General features: G+C 69.3%; 18 protein-coding genes. 13 read left to right on the top strand and 5 right to left on the bottom strand.

What is annotated here, in order from left to right; translation table 11 throughout:
• Positions 1-10: 10 nt before the first annotated feature.
• Positions 11-979: a zinc-dependent alcohol dehydrogenase gene (locus CRP55_RS30650; protein ID WP_097324226.1), complete on the bottom strand. Its 969-nt coding sequence runs from the start codon at positions 977-979 to the stop codon at positions 11-13.
• Between the two features lie 106 nt (positions 980-1085).
• On the opposite strand from CRP55_RS30650, the gene CRP55_RS30645 reads away from it, so the two are divergent.
• Positions 1086-1862 (top strand): CDP-alcohol phosphatidyltransferase family protein, encoded by a 777-nt coding sequence (locus CRP55_RS30645; RefSeq protein WP_097324223.1) that lies wholly within the window; start codon positions 1086-1088, stop codon positions 1860-1862.
• Between the two features lie 21 nt (positions 1863-1883).
• Here the strand turns inward: CRP55_RS30645 and CRP55_RS30640 are convergent, their stop codons facing one another.
• Both CRP55_RS30640 and CRP55_RS30635 read right to left on the bottom strand, forming a co-directional pair.
• The gene (locus CRP55_RS30640; RefSeq protein WP_097324220.1) at positions 1884-2771 is read right to left on the bottom strand and encodes an ABC transporter substrate-binding protein; all 888 of its coding nucleotides are present in this window, start codon (positions 2769-2771) and stop codon (positions 1884-1886) included.
• A 66-nt stretch (positions 2772-2837) separates the two neighbouring features.
• Positions 2838-5591: a TIM-barrel domain-containing protein gene (locus CRP55_RS30635; protein WP_097324361.1), complete on the bottom strand. Its 2754-nt coding sequence runs from the start codon at positions 5589-5591 to the stop codon at positions 2838-2840.
• 217 nt (positions 5592-5808) lie between these two features.
• Here CRP55_RS30635 and CRP55_RS30630 point away from each other — a divergent pair, with 217 nt between their 5' ends.
• Together CRP55_RS30630 and CRP55_RS30625 are read left to right on the top strand one after the other, a co-directional pair.
• On the top strand, positions 5809-6126 hold the full coding sequence (locus tag CRP55_RS30630; RefSeq protein WP_245923490.1) for a hypothetical protein: 318 nt from the start codon (positions 5809-5811) through the stop codon (positions 6124-6126).
• A gap of 65 nt (positions 6127-6191) precedes the next feature.
• Entirely contained in the window at positions 6192-6719 is a 528-nt protein-coding gene (locus CRP55_RS30625) for a hypothetical protein (protein ID WP_245923489.1), read from the top strand.
• A gap of 40 nt (positions 6720-6759) precedes the next feature.
• Here the strand turns inward: CRP55_RS30625 and CRP55_RS52340 are convergent, their stop codons facing one another.
• Positions 6760-7110, bottom strand: coding sequence for a hypothetical protein (locus CRP55_RS52340; protein ID WP_143235010.1), 351 nt, complete (start codon positions 7108-7110; stop codon positions 6760-6762).
• Positions 7111-8464: 1354 nt separating this feature from the next.
• Here CRP55_RS52340 and CRP55_RS30610 point away from each other — a divergent pair.
• Positions 8465-8761 carry a hypothetical protein gene (locus CRP55_RS30610; RefSeq protein ID WP_218854740.1) on the top strand — a complete coding sequence of 99 codons (297 nt, stop codon included), beginning with the start codon at positions 8465-8467 and terminating at the stop codon, positions 8759-8761.
• An 86-nt stretch (positions 8762-8847) separates the two neighbouring features.
• On the opposite strand, the gene CRP55_RS30605 is transcribed toward CRP55_RS30610, so the two are convergent.
• On the bottom strand, positions 8848-9486 hold the full coding sequence (locus CRP55_RS30605) for a LysE family translocator (RefSeq protein WP_097324211.1): 639 nt from the start codon (positions 9484-9486) through the stop codon (positions 8848-8850).
• 113 nt (positions 9487-9599) lie between these two features.
• Between CRP55_RS30605 and CRP55_RS30600 the strand changes: the two genes are divergently transcribed.
• From CRP55_RS30600 to CRP55_RS30560, 9 genes are read left to right on the top strand one after another with little or no spacing between them, the layout of a single operon-like run.
• Complete coding sequence (locus CRP55_RS30600; RefSeq protein ID WP_097324208.1) at positions 9600-10559, top strand: LacI family DNA-binding transcriptional regulator; 960 nt, start codon at positions 9600-9602, stop codon at positions 10557-10559.
• Between the two features lie 9 nt (positions 10560-10568).
• Positions 10569-11738 carry an extracellular solute-binding protein gene (locus CRP55_RS30595; RefSeq protein WP_097324205.1) on the top strand — a complete coding sequence of 390 codons (1170 nt, stop codon included), beginning with the start codon at positions 10569-10571 and terminating at the stop codon, positions 11736-11738.
• A complete protein-coding gene (locus CRP55_RS30590; RefSeq protein ID WP_097324202.1) occupies positions 11735-12778 on the top strand; it encodes an ABC transporter ATP-binding protein in 1044 nt (347 codons plus the stop codon). The genes CRP55_RS30595 and CRP55_RS30590 overlap by 4 nt, the downstream gene beginning before the upstream one ends.
• Entirely contained in the window at positions 12775-13686 is a 912-nt protein-coding gene (locus CRP55_RS30585) for an ABC transporter permease (protein WP_097324199.1), read from the top strand. The genes CRP55_RS30590 and CRP55_RS30585 overlap by 4 nt, the downstream gene beginning before the upstream one ends.
• 8 nt (positions 13687-13694) lie before the next feature.
• Positions 13695-14510, top strand: a complete 816-nt coding sequence (locus CRP55_RS30580; protein ID WP_245923488.1) for an ABC transporter permease — start codon at positions 13695-13697, stop codon at positions 14508-14510.
• 28 nt (positions 14511-14538) lie between these two features.
• Entirely contained in the window at positions 14539-15201 is a 663-nt protein-coding gene (locus CRP55_RS30575) for a lysozyme (RefSeq protein WP_097324193.1), read from the top strand.
• Between the two features lie 20 nt (positions 15202-15221).
• Positions 15222-15968 (top strand): alpha/beta fold hydrolase, encoded by a 747-nt coding sequence (locus CRP55_RS30570; protein WP_218854739.1) that lies wholly within the window; start codon positions 15222-15224, stop codon positions 15966-15968.
• On the top strand, positions 15965-16354 hold the full coding sequence (locus CRP55_RS30565) for an ester cyclase (RefSeq protein ID WP_097324188.1): 390 nt from the start codon (positions 15965-15967) through the stop codon (positions 16352-16354). Before CRP55_RS30570 ends, CRP55_RS30565 begins: the two co-directional genes overlap by 4 nt.
• Positions 16355-16384: 30 nt before the next feature.
• Positions 16385-17224 carry a hypothetical protein gene (locus CRP55_RS30560; RefSeq protein WP_097324185.1) on the top strand — a complete coding sequence of 280 codons (840 nt, stop codon included), beginning with the start codon at positions 16385-16387 and terminating at the stop codon, positions 17222-17224.
• The last annotated feature ends 4 nt before the right edge of the window (positions 17225-17228 follow it).

The following is a 17228-nucleotide window of genomic DNA, read 5'->3' as shown; positions in this document are numbered from 1 at the left end:
CAGCTCCTCCTCAGTTGTAGTCGATCACGTGGCAGAGTGCCGGAAGGCTACCGTCGGCCAGGCGCGGCATGATCGCGGGCAGGTCCCCGAACGGGGACCGTCCACTGATCAGCGCCTCGAACCGGTCGTCGCGGAGCAGATCGAGAGACAGGGCCAGGCGTTCGGCGTACGAGCGGCGGTGATCCGGCCGGATGCCGCCCACCTGGCTGCCGCGCACGGTCAGGCGCTTCGAGTGGAAGAACTCGCCCAGCGGGATGTCGACCTGCTTGTCGCCGTACCAGCTGAGCTCGACGACGGTGCCCTCGTAGGCCAGCAGCTCCAGAGAACGTTTCAACCCGGCCGCCGACGCGCTGGCGTGGATCACCAGGTCACAGTCGCCCAGCGCCTCGTCCGGGCGCGCGAAGGGCACGCCCAGCCGCGAGGCGAGGGCGGCACGGGCCGGGTCGACGTCCACGAGCTGGATCCGTACCCCCGGAAAGCGCGAGAGAATCGCGGCCGCCGAACCACCGACCATGCCGGCGCCGACGACGGCGACGCGGTCGCCGATCAGCGGGGCCGCGTCCCAGAGGGCGTTGACGGCGGTCTCGACGGTGCCGGCCAGGACGGCGCGATCGGCGGGGACGTCATCGGGGACGACGGTGACCGACGACACGGGCACCACGAAACGCGTCTGGTGCGGGAAGAGGCTGAACACCGTACGGCCGAGAAGGTCTTGTGGTCCTTGCTCGACGACGCCGACGTTGAGATATCCGTATTTGACGGGGGCCGGGAAATCGCCCTCCTGGAACGGCGCGCACATCGCCGGCCACTGGCTCTCGGGCACCCGGCCGGTGAAGACCAGAGTCTCGGTTCCCCTGCTCACGCCGCTGTGGAGGGTGCGCACCAGCACCTCGCCGGGTCCGGGCTCGCGCACCTTCTCCGGGCGGATCTCGCCCCGGCCGGCCTCGGCGAGCCAGAACGCTTCCGCGGCACCCGACATGCGTTGATCCCTTCAGCGGCTGAACCGTTCGCCGGTTCCGCTCGTGTAAAGCGCTGACGACGGCAACCATACGCGGCGGCCGATCTTGTGAACGGGAGGAGCCACGGTGACCCTCAGTACCGCGGAAGCAGCGGCAGGCCCCTCGCGCGGGCCGGTTCTCGGCCTCGCCGCCCAGCTCGCCCTGCTGGCCCTGCTGGGCAGCACCCTCGGGCTCACGGCCGGCGCTCTGGTCGCCGGCGCGGCGTACGGCCTGGTGCTGTGTGCCCTGCTCGGCGCCGGGCTCGGCCGGGCCGGAATGACACAGCTGGGCGCGGCCAACTCGGTCACCCTCAGCCGCGCGATCCTGGTCGGCGGCGTGACCGCGATGGTGGTGACGTCGTTCACCCACCCGGTCAGCACCCCGATGCTGGTGGTGATCGCGGGGGTCGCGCTGGCCCTCGACGGCGTGGACGGGCAGGTGGCCCGGCGCACCAACACGACGACGGCGCTCGGCGCCCGGTTCGACATGGAGATCGACGCGTTCCTGATCCTGGTGCTCAGCGTCTACGCCGGCGACCGCTACGGCTGGTGGTGGGTGGCGATCGGCGCCTTCCGGTACGCGTTCGTGGCGGCGGCCTGGGCGTGGCCGTGGCTGAACGCGGCGCTGCCGCCCCGCTTCTCCCGCAAGGTGGTCGCGGCCGTGCAAGGCGTCGCCCTCGCGCTGGTCACGGCCGGTTTCCTGCCCGCCTTCGGCGCGGTCGTGGTGCTGGCCCTGGCGCTGGGCTCCCTGACCTGGTCGTTCGGCCTCGACGTGCACTGGCTGTACCGGGCCATGCGGGTTCGCGAGGCCGCCCGTACGCGCTGGTCGGCCGTTCCGTCCCGCCGGCCGGCCCTGGCACACTGAGCGGGCAGGAGGCCGAGGCCCTCAAGAAAGACGTCGAGCGGATCTCGGGCCAGGGCCCTCGGGGAACGCCTCCGGGTGCAGGATCGCGGCGATCGTCTCCACCCCGTCGACCAGGCGGGGACCGGGGCGGACGATCAGGCTGTCGCCGTCCAGGGCCCAGACCTGGGCGCCGGGGAAGTGCGGCACCACGCCGGCGGCCTGGAGCGCGGCTCCGTCCAGGTGGAAACCGCACGGGGTCACCAGGACGATCTGCGGGCCGGGAGCGGCCAGATCGGCGTACGTCGTCTGGACCGAACGCTGACCACCGCGAGCCGCGACCGGAACGCCGCCCGCCGCCGTGACCAGGTCAGGCACCCAGTGGCCGGCCGTGAAGGGCGGGTCGACCCACTCGACCACCGCCACCTTCGGGCGCGGGCGGCCCTCGACAGCGGTGGCGACGGTGGCCAGGCGAGCTCGGAGACCTGAGATCAGGGCTTGAGCGCGGTCGGGCACACCCGCGGCCGCGCCCACCTCGAGGAACGTCTGAAGCACCTCGTCGAGGGTGTACGGGTCGAGGGACAGCACGTCGGCGCGGCAGCCCAAGTGGTCGAGCGCGTCGGTGACGTGACCCGACGGGAGCGCGCAGACGCGGCAGAGGTCCTGGGTCAGGATGAGCTCGGGGTCGAGGGCGGCCAGGGCCCCGGCGTGCAGGGTGTAGAGGTCCTCGCCGTTCTTCATGCGGGTCTGCACGTAGTCGTCGATCTCGGCGGGAGTCATGCCGCGGGTGTCGCGGCCGCCGACCACGACTGTCTTCTCCGTGCGGGCGTACGGCGGCTCGTCGCACTCGAAGGTCACGCCGACCAGGTCGTCGCCGAGACCCAGGGCGTAGACGATCTCGGTAGCGGAGGGAAGAAGAGAGACGAGGCGCATCTCTCCATCATCTCGTCAAAAGGCGCCCCCGGCCGGACGGTGGCCGGGGGCGCCGGAGCGGATTGCTCAGGAGCGGACGAACACCGGCATCGTGGCCAGGGTCGACGTCACCTGCTGAATGGTGCCGCCCTTGTAGACCTTGCCGGTGAAGTAGTCCTTCCAGTTGTGGCCCGGCGGGAACCAGACAGTGGTGGTCGCGGTCTCCCCCGGGGTGGTGACCGGCGCGACCAGGAAGTCGTCGCCGTAGAGGTACTGCGAGCCGGCCGTCGCGTACGCCTCCTGCTGGCCCGGGTAGGCCAGGTACATGGGGCGGACGATTGGGGTGCCCGTGCGGGTGGCCTGCTGGGCCGTCGCGTACGTGTAGGACTGAAGCTTCTTGCGCAGTTGCAGGAACTTCGTGGCCGAGGCCTCGGCGGCCGGGCCGTACTGCCAGGGCAGGCGGTCGCTGTGGTTGGAGTGCAGGCGGTCGATCGGCTGGAACGTGCCGAGCTGCACCCAGCGGGCGTAGAGGTCGTCCGGCAGCTTGGTGCTGTCCGGCTCGGCGCCCTTCTCGGTGGACAGGCCGCCGGTGTGGCCGCCGATGTCGTGGCTCACCGCGGCCAGGCCGGTCGCGGCCGACTCGCCCGGGGTGTAGCCGACCTGCGCCTGCAGCGTCTCCCAGGTGGAGACCGTGTCACCGGTGAAGTGCAGCGTGGTGCGCTTGTCGGCCCACGGGCCGGTCGGCACCGCGGTCGGGTTGCCGTAGCCGCCGGCCTGCAACGACCCGTACGCCCGGGAGAACGCGAAGCCGTCGCGGGCGGCGTACTGCTGGTTGATCCAGGCGTCGCCGGTCACGCCGGCCAGCGTCGAGGTGGAGGCGTCGCAGCACCAGTCAAGCCACCAGAAATCCGGGTCGGCCAGCGACGAGTGCAGGTCGAAGTAGGCCTTGAGCTGGTCGGGGTCGCCGAAGTCGAACGTGTAGCAGTCGGCGCCGCCGTTGCAGCCGGTCCTCTTCAGCTTGCCCTTGGCGGTGGCCTGGGCCTGGGCGAACTTCGGGTCCGAGCCGAGGATGCTCGGGTGGATGTTCAGGCTGGTCGTGATGCCCTGCTTCTTCAGCCAGGACTGGAACGCCTTGTAGTCGGGGAAGCGGGTGGTGTCGAAGTTCCAGCCGTTCCACTTGTCCGGCGCCTTGAAGTCGGTGTCGACGATCAGCACGTCCAGCGGCACGTTCTCCGACTTGAAACGCTTGACGATGTCCTGGAACTCGGCGGCGGTGCGGTCGTAGTACTCGGAGTACCAGACGCCGTACGCCCACTTCGGCAGCAGCTTGGTGGGGCCGGTCAGCTTCGACAGCTCGTTCAGGCCGCGGGTGTAGTCCTGGCCGTACGCGAAGACGTACCCGTCCTGCGCCGTACCCGTACGCTGCGTGACCTTGCCGGTCCGGGTGTTGTAGAGCGCCGACGCGGAGTCGTCGAGCAGCGACCAGCCGTCCTGGTAGAGCAGGCCGGGCTCGGTCAGCGCGGCACCGTTGACGCCGTCGAGGCCGCGGCGGTAACCGCCGAGCGCGGCGTGCGGGGCGAGCAGCGGGGTGCCGGCCCGCACCAGGGCGACCGTGTCCACGTTGACGTTGCAGCTGGCGGCGGTCGGGCAGGCCAAGGTCACCGTGTTGGTGCCCTTGTCCAAGGCGACAGGCGCTTCGACCGTACGCCAGTAATCCCAGCTCGACGTGGCCGGCAGCGTCACCGTGGCGCCGTTGACGGTCATCGTGCGGGTCTGCACCGGCTGGGCGCCGGCCTTGCCGTTGGCGTAGCGGACCTGCACCCGGTAGGTGCCCTTGGCCGGCACGCCGGTCACGGTCAGCGCGGCCGAGGAGCTGGTGTTCTCGAGCCCGGCCAGGAAGCCGTCACCGGCGTATCCGTTGTGGTCGGACGCGGTGCGGGCGCCGCCGGCGAGAGTGCCATGATCGGCCTCGCAGACGGTGCCGAACGCGCAGGGCTGCGGCGCGGGCGGGGTCGGCGCCGGGTAGGCGTCACCGGGGTTGATCAGCGCGAGGCTGTCGATGTTGACGTTGCCGGTGTCGCCGGCGCCCTTGAGAACGCTGATCTGATGCGTGCCGGTGCCGAGCGTGAGCGTCACGGTGGCCACGCCCCAGGTGTCCCAGTTGGCGGTGGGCGGCAGGCTGAGCGTCTGGTTCACGCCGTCGACGGCGACGGTCAGCGTGCGGGTGACGTTCTGGCCGTCGCCGCCGGTGCTGTTGGCGTAGCGGACGGCCAGCTGCAGGCTGCCGGTGGCGGCCGTGGTGAAGACGATGGCGTCGCCGGTGCCGGTGTAGCCCGCGGTGAAGCCCTTGCCGGTGTAGTCACGGTGGTCGGTGGCCACGCCAGGGCCGCGGACGTCGAGCGCCTCGGCCTCGCAGAGGACGCCGGCCTCGCAGCTGGGCGGATAGTGGCCGGCCCACGGAGTCGCCTGCACGGTCTGCTTGCCGGCGCGCAGCTTGATGTCGAGGTTGTCGGCGGTGAAAGAGCCCGACCCGACCTTGTAGCGCAGCGTCAGGGCGCCGGTGTCGATGGTCAACCAGCCTTTGTCCGTACGCTTCGTGAAGCGCACCGGAGCGAAGGAGTCACGCCCGATCACGTTGAACGTGGAGGCGTCGGTGAACGTCCCGTACTCCGTGCGGATCAGGGTGGGGGAGAGGACCTCGAAGCGCGCCTTTCCGGAGACCACGGTGGAGCTCTGCCCGTGGGCGCTGGCGGGTGACGAGGCGGCCAGCGCGAGGCCGGCCGCCAGGATGGCGACGGTGGCGGCCGCTTGGCCGCGTCGCGGGGTGGATCGATGGAACACGCGCACTCCTAGCCGCGGTTTACAACGATGAATAAGCCGATGACAACGCTGTCATCGGCACGAAACAAAGTCAACCGGGGAAGCGGGTCCGTTTGCTATCGCGACTGCGGGGTCGATGCTCGGCGTCCACCTCCGCAGCGGACAGCCTCGGCATCGGCCGTTTCGGCCGGCTGGGGATCGACTGCCGCGGCCGTCACCAGCTCGAACGAGGCGGGCCGTGCGACTAATTGATGACAAGGCCCTCAATCCTCTGATGGATGGCAGGCATGGCAGTCCCGGAAACGATGTGGGGAGGCCGAACCCTGCATTGGAGGCGGGCGCCATGAACGCGAGGAAGCAGACGGACGGGCGATGGGCACCCTGGTGGGTCTACGTTGTGATCATCGTCGGCTCGAACTACGTCAAGCAGTATTTCCTCCAGGACCAGCCGGTGATCGCCAACGTGGCTGTCACACTTGTCCTGGCCGGCGGGCTGTTTCTCGGTATCACGGCCGTATATCGGAAAATGCGCGGCGTGAACCAGCCGCGGCGCTGACGCGCCAGCCACGGCGAACCCGGAAATCGGTTGGCGAATCGCCACCCCAGACGCCATGGTGGATCGTGATCACCATCCAGCGGACACGCGTGCGCTGGAGCGCGGCCGCCCGCGGCGCACCGCACGCGAACGCCCGGCGCGGAGTGCGCCGCCCGGTGCTGCTACCAGAATCACCGGACGGAGCAGACGTGGTCATCCACGACGTACTCGCCGACGAAACCACCGGATACACAACCCGCCATCAGGTGAGCAGCGGTGGCGTCGAGCGGGCTCGCGACCTCGGCCTGTGGTTGTCCAAGGAAACCTCGGCCGTACTTGTCGACCGGCTGCCCGGCAGCGCCGCCTACCCCCGCCAGAGTGGACCGGTCCGCCTCTTCAAACTCCTGCCGGGGGAGATCGGCCGCTACCGTGCGAACTTCCGGTTTGCCGTTACAACCTGCCAGTGCAATCCGAGCTGGTTCTACGAGGACTGGCTGCTGCTCATGGCCAATGGCGAAATCGAGACCGATGGGTTCCTTGCTCGCACACCCGATCACGACGTCGACCACCGCGTCCATCTCTACGGCGGAGCGATCCGGCCACGCCGACGGTAACCGCCCGAACGCACCTTTTCTGCGGGGTGCCGGGAGTTTTCTACGACTCGGGACGGGGCTCGTCACCGGGTGGGTGTAAGTATGTGCGCGTCACGATCAGGCCCGTGAGCGTCCTCGGTCCGGCCCTCCGTTGCAAGACCTCGATGGCTTCCTGCTCATTGGCATCCGGCAGTGCCAGCAGGTCTTCCATGAACTTCCACGACGTTGCGTGCGTCGGGATCTTCGCCGGCATACAGGACTTCGATGGCGGCGAGGAAATCTGTGACGCCGCGGGTGTTCCCTGCCGCCACCGCGTCGACGAATCAGCGGCAATGAGTAGATGCGGCAGAACTTCGTCGTTGTCGTTCACATGCTCCTCGAGGATCGGTCCCGTTCCGGCAACGATCGCCACCAACCGCCGCATTGCCGCCACAGCGATCCGACCCTACGGAGGGTACGAGTTCAGAGAGCCGTTGCCTCAGGTGGCGGGCGCGCGCGGACAGCGGCATGAGAATTCAGGCCTATTTGATGGTCCGCGCGAATGTGGCACGTTTTCTCTCTTACCGCTCCGGCTGGGCTTGCGGGAGAATAACTCATGCGCCAGATACGGGGTCAGATTCAGTTGTTCAGCCAGACGCAGATATCTCAATGGCGTGATCCCACCCGGCGCCGTAACTACTCCGCCGGCGAGGAAGAATTCCGCCGCGATCATCACGAGCGCCGGCAATACGGATTGATACAACGACACACCCGAAAATGGCGCAGCCTGCACGGCGATGCTCCGATGCCACCCCTGGCGCCACCTCGCCCCTACAGGCCGCGTCAGCGCCGCTCGCCCGCCCCGCACTGCCCGGTCGCCGTCAGTCCGGTCGCCGTCAGCCCGGTCGCCGTCAGCCCGATCGACTCCGCCACCCCAAGCCCGGTCGGCCCTGATCCGGCCCTCACAGGTCCGGCCCTCACAGGTCCGGCCCTCACAGGTCCGGCCCTCACAGGTCCGGCCAGCACAAGCCCGGTCGGCCGTGATTCGACCAGCACAGGCCCGGCCAGCACGGGCTCGGAACCCGCGGGTCCGGGCGGCCCAGCGGGTCCGGGCGGCCCAGCGGGTCCGGGCGGCCCAGCGGGTCCGGGCGGCCCAGCGGGTCCGGGCGGCCCAGCGGGGCCGGACATGCCCGCCGAAGCCCGTCAAGACCCCGGCGCAGCAGCCAACGCCACCCCCACCGAAACGCCGGCGCCGCCGGCCACCGGCCCCACCGCCAGCACACTCACCGAGCCGGCATCCGGATCGTGCAAGCGGACCTCAATCACACACCCGCCGGCACCCCACGCCATGCCATACACCCATCCCCGCCGGGACATGACAACCCGATCCAGCCCCCCAACCGCAACCACCGGGAAAATACAAACAGGTTTCCGGCCTCCTGTCGCGACCATTCCCGCGGCGCAACGGAAAGTATTCCGCGACGGCGTCAAACCACCCGCAGAAAACAGCCAAAAGAAACGGACTGACACGAATGCTGAATCCATGGGTCCATCTGACCGCGTGGCGCCGGTCCGCACTGATAACAGCAATGACCTCGGCATGATCGGACGCACTCGTCTCGGCTACTTATCTACTGGTGGCGTGACCGCTGCCCGGCCAGGCATGGTCGAGGTGACCGGCAGAGTCGCTTTCATTTCGGCTGCCTACCCGCAGGCTATGTGTGGCTCTCATTTGGCATCGGCTCTCCCGAGCCGGCAATCGGCGCATTAACCGCGCCCTGCACATCATGGCGGTGGTCCAATTACGCCGGGACACCGAAGGCCGCCGCTACTACCGGCGCAAACTCGCCGACGGCAAGACTCCGATGGAGGCGATGCGGGCGTTGAAGCGCCGCCTGTCCGACATCGTCTACGAGCGGATGGTCGCCGACGCGAAACGGATCAAGACGGGGCCGGGAGGACACGTGGGGGCGACTCTGCAATCCAGCGCGGCCGACCCGAAACCCAAGGTCGACTCTTCGGAGAACTCACTTCCCGGACCCGCCGAAGACCACCTTAGAACGCCGCTTCCCACCGCCTCTTGACACAGAGCAGTGCCAAATCCGGGTGCCGCTGAGTGGACGCGGCAGCTTTGGTGTGGCAGGTGGTGTGTGCTCCGTGCCGTTGCCGGTCAATCCTTGCGGCCGGTGATGGCTACCGAGACGCCCAGGCCGATCATTGTCAGGCCGCCCAAGCCGCCTACCAGAGAGAGGCGGCGGGGGGAGCGGGCGAACCAACTGCGAGTGGTGGAGGCGGCCAAGCCCCAAGCGCAGTCCGAAGTTATCGCCACCAGGTTGAAGATGAGGCCCAGTAGGAGCATCTGGGCTATGACGTGGCCCTGGGTGGCGTCCACGAACTGGGGGAGCACTGCTGAGAAGAAGACGATGCCCTTCGGGTTGGAGACACCTACCGTGAAGCCCTCGCCGAACGTGCGCAACGAGCCGCGTGTGGGGGTGGTGCCGGTGAAGGACGCCTGCAAGGAACCGCGCTCGCGCCACGCGCGGACGCCCAGGTAGATGAGGTAGGCGGCGCCGGCCAGTTTCAGGGTGGTGAAGACCAAGGCGGAGCGCTGCACGATCGGGCCGATGCCCAGGGACACCGCGACGACCAGGACGTAGCCGCCGGCTGTGTTGCCCAGGACTGAGGCCATGGCGGCTCGGCGGCCCTGTGACAAGGCGCGGCCGACTATGAACAGGACGCTCGGGCCGGGAATGACCACCAGCAGGAACGACATCGCGGCGAAGGCCGGCAGGCGGTCTGAGGGCACCATGCGGTCATTGGACCACGGGCATGTCCATGATCTGTAAAGGTTTTCATGCGCTAAGAAAGAGATCATGGTCGATGCATTGACATCCGAATAAAACGGATTGCAGTCTGGCCCGCATGGCAGTGACCATCAAGGATGTGGCTCGTGCGGCCGGTGTCTCGGCCGCCACCGTCACCCGGGCGCTGTCCAATCCTGAGGTTGTCCGGCCGTCCACGCGGGATCGGGTCAAGGAGATCGCGGCCAGCCTCGGGTACCACCCGAACCGGGCGGCCCGCGGGCTGATCACCGGGCGGACGGGGAACCTGGGGCTGCTCGTGCCGGACCTCGGGAATCCGTTCTTCCCCAGCATCGTCAAAGGGGTGCAGGCCCGCGCCCACGAGGCCGACCACGCCGTCTTCCTGGCCGACACCGACGAGGATCCGGCGGCTGAGGCGGGGCTGGTTCGCAAGCTGGCCAAGCAGGTCGACGGGGTGCTGCTCTGCTCGCCGCGGATGGCCGAGGCCGAACTGCGCGATCTGGCCGCCGAAGTGCCGGTCGTGCTGCTCTACCGGCGCATCCCGGGCGTTCCGTCGGTCACGGCCGAGTTCCTCGACGGGATGCGCCAGGCCGTGAGCCATCTCGTTGCGCTCGGGCACCGCCGGGTCGCGTACGTCGCCGGGCCCAGATCCTCATGGGCCAACCGGGAACGGCTTCGCTCGTTGCGGACGGTCGCCAAAGGCAAAGTCCAACTTGTCGAAACCGGCAACGTGGCTCCGCAGTTCGAGGGCGGCGTCTCCGTGGCCGATCGGGTGCTGGCCGAGCAGGTGACCGCGGTGATCGCCTACAACGACCTGGTCGCGCTCGGGCTGCTGCACCGCTTCGCGGCCCGTGGTGTCGACGTGCCGGGCGACATCAGCGTGCTCGGCTTCGACGACATCCCGCTCTCGGCGATGGTTCATCCGGCCCTGACGACCGTCGCGCTTCCCAAAGAGCTGGCCGGTCAGGCCGGCGTTGATCTGCTGCTACGACGACAGCACAAGGAACGCCGCGAACTACCCACCCAACTGATGGTACGAGGCTCCACCGGCCCCGCCTGAGGAGAGACCATGTCCCGAAAGTTGTTCACCGCCGCCGTAGCCGCCGTTCTCCTGGCCGCAGCATGCGGCGCCCCCGACAGCCCGGACGGCGACGCCGGCGGGCCCGTCACCGTCAACATCCTCGACGTGGCCGGCAACCTTCAGCTGACCCAGGGAATGATCGACGAGTTCGTCGCGAAGAACAAGGATCAGATCGGCAAGGTCACCTACTCCAAGGCCACCGCCCCCGAGCTGGTCGGCAAGATCAAGGCGCAGCAGAACGCGAACCGCGTCGACATCGACCTCGTGCTGACCGGCGTCGACGGCCTGGCCGCCGGCATCGAGCAGGGACTGTGGACGTCGCTGGCCGACGCCAAGAGCCGGCTCACCGGCATGGCCAACTACTCCGAGGGCGCCGCCGCCATGCAGAAGCTGGCCGGCGACTACGGCGTCACGGTCACCTACTACCCGTCCGGTCCGCTGATCGAATATCTGCCGGCCAAGGTCCCCGACCCGCCGAAAACCGCTGAGGACCTTCTGGCGTACGCCAAAGCGAACCCCGGCGCCGTGCAGTACGCCCGCCCTTCGAACTCGGGCCCGGGCCGCACCCTGCTCATGGGCCTGCCCTACCTGCTCGGCGACAGCGACCCCAAGGACCCGGAGAACGGCTGGGCCAAGACGTGGCAGTACCTGGCCGAGCTCAACAAGTACGTCACGCTCTACCCGTCCAGCACGAGCGAGACGATGAAGAACCTGGCCAACGGCTCCGCGAAGATCATCGCAACCACGACCGGCTGGGACATCAACCCGCGCGTGCTCGGCACCGTGCCCAAGGAGGCCAAGGTCCAGGCCCTGGACGGCTTCCACTGGGTGACCGACGCGCACTACGCGGTGATCCCCAAGGGCGTGCCGGCCGGCAAGCAGACCGCGATCGTCAACCTGCTCCAGGACATGCTGACCCCGCAGCAGCAGGCCAAGGCGTACGACAAAGGCTATTTCTATCCCGGCCCGGCGGTGAAGGACGTGACCCTCGACATGGCGCCGGCCGAGAGCAAACAGGCGATTGAGGAGTACGGGCGGCCCGAGTACGACAAGCTCATCGCCGACAACCCGATCGAGGTGCCGCTGGACGCGAAAGCCCTGGTGGCGGCGTTCGACAAATGGGACCGCGAGATCGGCGGCGCGAAGGTGAAGAAGTGACCACCTTTCAGGAGCTGCGCCTGGACGGGGTGCGCCGGCGCTTCGGCGGCAAGGACGCGCTGACCGGGCTGAGCCTGACGATCCGGCGGGGCGAGTTCATCGCCCTGCTGGGCCCGTCCGGCTGCGGCAAGTCGACCGCGCTGAACTGCCTGGCCGGCCTGCTGCCCCTGACCGACGGCAGCATCTGGCAGGACGGCTCCCGGCTCGACACGCTTCCGCCGGAGCGTCGCGGGTTCGGCATGGTCTTTCAGAGCTACGCGCTCTTCCCCCATTTGTCCGTACGCAAGAACATCTCCTTCGGCCTGCAGATGCGCCGCCTTCCCCGCGACGAGGTGCGCCGCCGCACCGACGAGGCGATCAAGCTGGTCCGCCTGGAGGAGCACGCCCGCAAGCTGCCGGGCCAGCTCTCCGGCGGCCAGCAGCAGCGGGTGGCGATCGCCCGGGCCGTGGTGCTGGAGCCGTCGCTCGTGCTCATGGACGAGCCGCTGTCCAATCTCGACGCCAAGCTGCGCCTGGAGATGCGCACGGAGATCCGGCGGCTCCACCAGTCGCTCGGCCTCACCACGGTCTACGTGACACACGACCAGGAGGAGGCCCTGTCGCTGGCCGACCGCCTGGTCGTGCTGCGCGACGGCCGGGTCGAGCAGATCGGCACCCCCGAGGAGCTGCACAACCGGCCGGCCAACGCGCACGTGGCCGACTTCATGGGCTATCGCAACCTGCTGCCGATGAAGGTGAAGGCGGTGCACGGCGACACGGTGGCCCTCGACGGCTCCGGCCTGACCCTGGAGGGCACGCCGGTCGGCCCGGTCGCGCCGGGCGACGACGTGGTGGCCGGCATCCGCCCCGAGGATCTGCGCGCCGGCCCGCACGGGGTGCCGGTGACGGTCGAGGTCGTGGAGTACCAGGGACGCGAGTTGGCCATCGAAGCCCGTACAGCGGAAGGGGTTGCTCTTTTCCTCCGCGCGACCGAGCGGCCGTCGCCCGGCGACCGGATCACGGTGACGGCGGACCCGTCCCGCGTGCTGGTGTTCCCATGACGGCGACCCTGCCCGACCGGGACACCAGCAGCACCCGGGTGGCGCGGCGGCATCGTCTGGCCGAACGTGGCATCGACCGGCAACTGCTCCTTCTGGCGCCGGCGCTGATCTGCGTGCTCGCGCTTTTCGTCTACCCGTTCGCGTACGGCATAGGCCTGTCCTTCCAACCGGCCGAAGGCGGCGTGTTCGGCGCCTATCGCGCGTTCTTCACCGACGCCTATCAACGCGACACCATCGCCACCACGCTCGGGCTCGCGCTACCGGCGGCGATCCTCAACGTGGCGGCGTCGGTCCCCATCGCGTACCGGATGAGAGGCCGTTTCCGCGGAAAGCGTGTGCTGACAACGATTCTGGTCGTGCCGATCACGCTCGGCACGGTGCTGACGGCCGAGGGCCTGCTCAACTATCTGGGGCCGACCGGCTGGTTCAACCGCACGCTGATGACGATCGGCCTGACCGACGAGCCGGTGCGGCTCACGAACAATTACTGGGGCGTGTTCTTCTCGCTGGTCATCACCGGGTTCCCGTTCGCGTTCCTGCTGATCCTGTCGTATCTCTCGGGCATCGACCCGACCCTGGACCGGGCGGCGGCGACCCTGGGCGCCGGCTGGTGGCAGCGCTTCCACCGGATCACCCTGCCGCTGCTCGCGCCCGGCCTGGCCACCACGTTCTGCCTGACCTTCGTGCTGGCGTTCAGCGTCTTCCCGTCGGCCGTCCTGGTCGGCGATCCGGCCGGCACGACACGGGTCATCTCGATCGCCGCCTACCACGCCGCGTACGAGGTCTACGACTATCCGCTCGGCAGCGCCATCGCCGTGATCATGGGCCTGGTCGAGTTGGCCGTCGTCGCGGTGGTGCTCGGCCTGCGGTCGCTGCTCTACACCGGATCGACGGGAGGCAAGGGATGAAGTCCCGCATGACTGTCGGCGCCTGGCTGGTCTGGGGCGCGGTGGTGTTCTTCTTCGTCCACCTGGCCGGTGTCATCTTCTCGGTGGTGGTCAACTCGTTCGGCGAACGCTGGTTCGACACGTGGCTGCCGCAGGGCTGGACGACGAAGTGGTACGCCTCGGCCTGGAACGAGTTCGGCCTGTTCCAGATCCTGATCGTCACGCTCGAGGTGGCCCTGCTGGTGGTGGCGATCTCGCTGCTGGTCGGCGTCCCCGCCTCGTACATCCTGGCCCGTCGCTCCTTCCCGGGCCGCCGCCTGATCTATCTGCTCTTCCTGCTGCCGATCCTCATGCCACCCATCACGTACGGGATTCCGCTGGCCACCGTGCTCTACAAATACGGCCTGGCCGGTCACCTGGCCGGCGTGGTGCTGGCCAACCTGGTCCCGTCGATCCCGTTCGTCATCCTGACGATGACCCCGTTCATCGAGCAGATCGACCCGTCCGTGGAACGAGCCGCCCGCATGTGCGGCGCCCGCACCGGCCAGGTCTTCGTCCGCATCCTGTCCCCGCTGCTGGTCCCCGGCATCCTGGCCGCCTCGATCCTGGTCCTGGTCCGCACGGTCGGCATGTTCGAGCTGACGTTCCTGACCGCCGGCCCCGACTCGCAGACCCTGGTCGTGGCCCTCTACTACTCGATGTCCGCCGCCGGCATCCGCGCCCAGCAGTCCGTCGACGCCATGGCCGTCATCTACATGGCCTCCATGCTGGTCCTGCTGGTCATCGCGCTGCGCTTCGTCAACCCCACCCAACTGGTGGCCCGCGTCAAGGAGGATCCCGAATAGCCGAACCTGATCGGGCGTCACTCGCGGGCTGTCGCGTTGTTGTGCCGCCACCGTCACCTACGGTCAGGACGTCGCCAGTCATCAGGGCACCGTGAACTGGCAGGCGCAGTGGAACGCCGGATCCAGGTTCGCCTACGTGAAAGCGACCGAGGGCGGCTCGTACGTGAACCCCTACTTCGCGCAGCAGTACAACGGCTCGTACAACGTCGGCATGATCCGCGGGGCGTACCACTTCGCCCTGCCGAACCGGTCGAGCGGCTCGGCGCAGGCCGACTTCTTCGCCTCGCGCGGCGGCGGCTGGTCGGCCGACGGCCGGACGCTGCCCGGCGCGCTCGACATCGAGTACAACCCGTACGCCGGCACGGACACCTGCTACGGGCTGAACGCCACCGGCATGCGCAACTGGATCGCCGCGTTCCTCGACCGCTACCACGCCCGTACCGGCCGGTGGGCGGTCATTTACACCACCACGGATTGGTGGCAGAGGTGCACCGGCAACTACTCGGGCTTCTGGGCGAATTCGCCGCTCTGGCCCGCCCGGTACGCGAGCACTCCCGGCACCCTGCCGGCCGGGGCGCCCACCTGGTCCTTCTGGCAGTACTCGAGCAGCGGCCCGTTCGCCGGTGACTCGAACCAGTGGCACGGCACCCTCGACCGGCTGCGCGTCCTCGCGTGCAACGGAGGCTGCTGAGCTATGGCATGGTCATCGCCGTGGAGCGATTCATCGATGTGAGCGACGGAGTCCTGTGGGCCGAGGACACCGGGGAGGATCTGCCGCCGGTCGTGCTGGTTCACCCCGGAGTCGGCGACGCGCGCATCTGGGATCCCGTCTGGGAGCGGCTCGGCGGGCGTCACCGGCTGATTCGTTATGACGTACGGGGTTTCGGCCGCTCCGCGCCGCCGGCCGGGCCGTTCTCGCGACTGGACGATCTCCGCCGGCTGCTCGACCGGCTCGGCGTCGGGCCGGCGTTGTTCGCCGGTTGCAGCATGGGCGGCGGCACCGCGCTCGACCTCGCCCTCGCCGAGCCGGACCGGGTCCGCGGGCTGGTGCTGGCCTGCCCCGGCATCTCCGGCGCGCCGCCCGCGCACGACCCGGGCGACGAGCCCGACAGCGACGATCCGGACGTCTTCGTCGAGCAGGGTGTCGCCCGGTGGGCGAGAGCCGGGCGCGACCCGTTGGTCGTTGATCTGCTGCGCTCGGCGGTCCGCTTCTGGCTCAACTGGGGCGGCGACTTCCTGGCCGACGACGGCGACGCGTGGTCCCGGCTCGAGGAGGTCGCCACCCCCAGCGTGCTGCTGCTCGGCGACCTCGAACGCCCGTCGTTCGTCCCGGCGTGCGTCGAGGCGGCGCGCCGGATCCCCGGCTGCCGCCTGGTGCGCCTGCCCGGCGCCGACCACTTCCTGCCGCTCCGCGCACCCGACGCGGTGACGGAAGCACTGGTCACACTGTCACGATGAGCAGAGCACTCGAGGAGATCTATCTCGACTACATCGCCGCGCTGAACGGGCGGCGCTTCGAGGAACTCGACCGGTTCGTCCATGACCGGCTCACCTACAACGGCGACGACTGGACGCGGGCCGACTATGCGGCGCGACTTGCTGACGATCTGCGGAGAATCCCTGATCTGCAGTACGAGGTCCAGCTCCTCGTGGCCGGCCCGGGCCACGTGGCCTGCCGGCTGTGGTTCGACTGCACACCGCAGCAGGTCTTCCTCGGCATCGACGCGGGCGGCCGCAAGGTCGCGTTCGCCGAGCACGTGTTCTACCGCTTCCGCGAGGGCCGCATCGCCGAGGTGTGGTCATTGATCGACACCGACGGGATACGGCGCCAGTTGTCCCAGTGATCTTGGATCGTGGTGTGCTGGACTGGGGGCATGCAGATGCGTCCCGCGGAACTGGCGGCGATCCGGGCCGGCGACATCGACCTGGCGTTCCGCCGGTGGGAGCGGCCGCGGGTCAAGCCCGGCACCCGGATGCGGACCGCGGTCGGCCTGGTCGAGATCACGTCGGTCGACCGCGTGCCGGTCAGGACGCTGACCGCCGCCGACGCCCGCCGCGCCGGGGCGGCCTCCCTGACGGCGCTCCGGCAAGGACTGGACCGCCTGCACGCCGACCGGCCGGTGTACCGGATCGGGCTCAAGTACGCCGGCGCCGACCCGCGGCAGGCGTTGCGGGAGGCGGTGCCGGACGCCGCCGAGACCGAGACGATCGCCGCCTGGCTCGACCGGCTCGACCGCGCCTCACCGACCGGACCGTGGACCCGGGCCACGCTGCTGCTGATCGACGAACTGCCGGCCACCCGGGCACCCGAGCTGGCAGAGCGGATGGGCCGCGACACCCCGTCGTTCAAACAGAACGTGCGCAAGCTCAAGGAGCGCGGCCTGACCGAGTCGCTGGACATCGGCTACCGGCTCTCACCACGCGGCGCCGCCGTCCTGGACCACGAGGGACACCCCAGGGCGGGCCGCGACCGCCCGGAACCGGAACCGGGAATCCCCCTGCCCCACCTCGGCGCGGCCGCGACCCGCGCACTCACCGCCCGCGGCGTGACCCGCCTCGAGCAGGTGGCCGAACTCAGCGCCGCCGAGGTCCAGGCGCTCCACGGAGTCGGCCCCTACGCCCTCCGCCACCTGCGAGCGGCGCTGGACGAGGCCGGGCTCGCCTTCCGCGCCGATCCCGCCACATCGCCTTCCGCCACGCCGTCGACCACCTGACGGC

Origin of the sequence: Paractinoplanes atraurantiacus, from assembly GCF_900215205.1 — a bacterium.
In the GTDB taxonomy this organism is placed as follows: Bacteria; Actinomycetota; Actinomycetes; order Mycobacteriales; family Micromonosporaceae; genus Actinoplanes; species Actinoplanes atraurantiacus.
Note: the sequence above shows the minus strand (reverse complement) of the source record. Positions and strands in the feature narration are given on the sequence as shown.

Excerpts from the sequence above, each read along its gene's own strand:
- CRP55_RS30650 (WP_097324226.1), bottom strand. The coding sequence starts at position 979 with ATGTCGGGTGCCGCGGAAGCGTTCTGGCTCGCCGAGGCCGGCCGGGGC.
- CRP55_RS30640 (WP_097324220.1), bottom strand. The coding sequence starts at position 2,771 with ATGCGCCTCGTCTCTCTTCTTCCCTCCGCTACCGAGATCGTCTACGCC.
- CRP55_RS30610 (WP_218854740.1), top strand. The coding sequence starts at position 8,465 with ATGGCGGTGGTCCAATTACGCCGGGACACCGAAGGCCGCCGCTACTAC.
- CRP55_RS30605 (WP_097324211.1), bottom strand. The coding sequence starts at position 9,486 with ATGGTGCCCTCAGACCGCCTGCCGGCCTTCGCCGCGATGTCGTTCCTG.
- CRP55_RS30600 (WP_097324208.1), top strand. The coding sequence starts at position 9,600 with ATGGCAGTGACCATCAAGGATGTGGCTCGTGCGGCCGGTGTCTCGGCC.
- CRP55_RS30595 (WP_097324205.1), top strand. The coding sequence starts at position 10,569 with ATGTCCCGAAAGTTGTTCACCGCCGCCGTAGCCGCCGTTCTCCTGGCC.
- CRP55_RS30585 (WP_097324199.1), top strand. The coding sequence starts at position 12,775 with ATGACGGCGACCCTGCCCGACCGGGACACCAGCAGCACCCGGGTGGCG.
- CRP55_RS30580 (WP_245923488.1), top strand. The coding sequence starts at position 13,695 with ATGACTGTCGGCGCCTGGCTGGTCTGGGGCGCGGTGGTGTTCTTCTTC.
- CRP55_RS30565 (WP_097324188.1), top strand. The coding sequence starts at position 15,965 with ATGAGCAGAGCACTCGAGGAGATCTATCTCGACTACATCGCCGCGCTG.
- CRP55_RS30560 (WP_097324185.1), top strand. The coding sequence starts at position 16,385 with ATGCAGATGCGTCCCGCGGAACTGGCGGCGATCCGGGCCGGCGACATC.